The following is a 936-nucleotide window of genomic DNA, read 5'->3' as shown; positions in this document are numbered from 1 at the left end:
TGCCGCCGACGAAGCCGACCGTGCCGGTCTGCGACTTCATGGCCGCGAGCATACCGACGAGATAGGAGCCTTCCTCTTCCTTGAAGAGGATGGAGCGCACGTTCGGCAGATCCACGACCGTGTCGATGATGGCGAACTGGAGGTTCGGATATTCCTTCGCGACATTCGTCACGGCCGCCTGCTGCGCGAAGCCGACCGCGATGATGGGCGAGTTTCCGTCGCGCGCGAAGCGGCGCAGCACCTGCTCGCGCTGCGTCTCGTTCTGCATCTCGAACTCGCGATAGGGCGTGCCCGACTCCGCCTTGAACCGCTCGGCGCCATTGAAGGCGGCCTCGTTGAAGGATTTGTCGAACTTGCCGCCGAGGTCGAAAATCACGGCGGGCTTGAGGTCGGCCGCGAGCGCAGGGCCGGCGACGGAGGCGAGGCAGGCGGCGAAGAGGCCGGCGAGGATGGACTTCATGGGTTTCGCGCAATCCCTGTTGCTGGGGCGAGGCGCGTGGCCTCGCTCGGCTTTGGCCCGGCTTGTGGCCGCCGGACTCTTCCGATTGCGGAAACTGGCACGAAGCGCACGCGCGCGCACCTAAAATTCGCTGTTATCCTCAACGCAACGCCGTGAATCCACGCAGCTTTGCGCCTTCCCTGAACGGAAGGGGAAGCGGCGGGAGGGCGCTGCCTCGAGCATCCCTCCCACTTGCCTGTTTGGGAAGCTGACTGCCTTACTCTGCGGCAACAGCGCCCAGACCAACGGGGCAGCTCACGCCCGTCCCACCCAGGCCGCAATAGCCGCGCGGGTTCTTGGCGAGATATTGCTGATGATAGGTCTCGGCGTAATAGAACTCCGGCGCGTCCAAGATTTCCGTCGTGATCGGGTCACGGTGCCCGGCCTGGCGCAGGGCGTCGCCATAGGCCTCCTTCGCGCGCTCGGCCGCCTCGCGC

At 65.5% G+C, this 936-nt stretch carries 2 protein-coding genes; both read right to left on the bottom strand.

Going from position 1 to position 936, the window contains the following annotated elements:
• On the bottom strand, positions 1 to 460 hold a 460-nt coding region (locus NS365_RS23055; protein ID WP_153003930.1), incomplete at its 3' end, for a BMP family lipoprotein.
• A gap of 256 nt (positions 461 to 716) precedes the next feature.
• The coding region (locus NS365_RS23050) for a peptide-methionine (S)-S-oxide reductase (protein ID WP_193753530.1) at positions 717 to 936 on the bottom strand (220 nt) is incomplete at its 5' end.

It is taken from the genome of Aureimonas ureilytica (assembly GCF_001475935.1).
GTDB lineage: Bacteria > Pseudomonadota > Alphaproteobacteria > Rhizobiales > Rhizobiaceae > Aureimonas > Aureimonas ureilytica_A.
Note: the sequence above shows the minus strand (reverse complement) of the source record. Positions and strands in the feature narration are given on the sequence as shown.